The organism is Mesorhizobium sp. M4B.F.Ca.ET.089.01.1.1 (genome assembly GCF_004022605.1).
Lineage (GTDB): Bacteria > Pseudomonadota > Alphaproteobacteria > Rhizobiales > Rhizobiaceae > Mesorhizobium > Mesorhizobium abyssinicae.
This window is the reverse complement of the sequence record NZ_RZOS01000830.1, coordinates 1-1,352: the sequence shown is the minus strand read 5'-3', so window position 1 is coordinate 1,352 and position 1,352 is coordinate 1. Positions and strand designations below refer to the sequence as shown.

2 protein-coding genes are annotated in these 1,352 nt (G+C 66.1%); both read right to left on the bottom strand.

What is annotated here, in order from left to right:
* On the bottom strand, positions 1-709 hold a 709-nt coding region (locus EN780_RS34290), incomplete at its 3' end, for a type II secretion system F family protein (RefSeq protein ID WP_128276463.1).
* Positions 710-712: 3 nt separating this feature from the next.
* On the bottom strand, positions 713-1,352 hold a 640-nt coding region (locus tag EN780_RS34285), incomplete at its 5' end, for an ATPase, T2SS/T4P/T4SS family (protein ID WP_133372880.1).

The following is a 1,352-nucleotide window of genomic DNA, read 5'->3' as shown; positions in this document are numbered from 1 at the left end:
CCAGGATTTCGCGCAGATTGCCGCCCGAGCTGGTCTGGATCGAGACCGCGGTGACGAACAGCGGCAGGTCTTCGTGGCCGACGCGGTCGAACAGCGAGTTCAGCGCCGACACCAGGTCCGAGCCGTAGGTCACCTCGTCGGCGATGACGCCGAACTCGGTACCGATCGGGTCCGGCATCTCGCGCGCCACCATGGCGATGGCCACCGGCACCGGATGGCCGGCCTTGAGGCCGCGCGTGATCAGTTCCAGCGCCTCCGGCAACTGCATGCCGAACCGCTTCAGCCGGCGGCCGCGCTGGAAACGCATCGCCATGACCGGCAGCACCGGCAGCAGCACGACAAACAGGAGAAGGCCCATCAGCAGCGGCAGTCCGTACCAGACGGCCACGCAGCCCAGCACCAGCGCCACGCCGGAGGTGATGGTCAGGAACTTGGACAAGGGCATCGTCATGCCGGACTGGGTGCGCAACGCGCGGAACCGGTCGAGCGAGAACGCCGAGGCGCCGGCCTCCAGGCCGCGTTCCTTGCGCAGCTGGATCAGCACCTGCTCCTGGCTGATCTTGTTCTCCTGCAGCTTCATGCGCCGGTTGATGGCCGTGCGCTTGTCGCTGCGGCCGGCATAGAGCAGGTAGCACGCCTCGGCGATCATGATGCCGGTGAGCGCGGCCGCGGCATAGACGACGTAGATCGCGCTAAAACCCTCGAACACCGTTCACTCCTGCGGACGGCCGGGTTCGAAATACTTGCCCGGGAATTCGATGCCCATGGCGCGCAGGTCCTCGAGGAAACGCGGGCGGATGCCGGTCGCCTCGTAATGGCCGAGGATCTTGCCGTCGGCCTCCATGCCGGTGCGCACGAAGCGGAAGATCTCCTGCATCTGGATGACGTCGCCTTCCATTCCGGTCACCTCGGCGACGCTGGTCACCTTGCGCTTGCCGTCCGACAGGCGGGTCAACTGCACGATGATGTCGATGGCGCTGGCGATCTGGCTGCGGATCGACTGCACGGTCATCGGCATGCCGGTCATGCCGAGCATCTGCTCAAGGCGCGAAATGGCGTCGCGCGGCGTGTTGGCGTGGATGGTCGCCATTGAGCCTTCATGGCCGGTGTTCATCGCTTGCAGCATGTCGAAGGCTTCCTCGCCGCGGCACTCGCCGAGGATGACGCGGTCGGGACGCATGCGCAGCGCGTTCTTGACCAGGTCGCGCTGTTTCAATTCACCGTGGCCTTCGATGTTGGCCGGGCGCGTCTCCATGCGCGCGACATGCGGCTGCTGCAGCTGCAGTTCGGCCGCATCCTCGATGGTGATCAGCCGCTCGTCCTCGGGGATGAAGGCCGACAGCGCGTTCAGC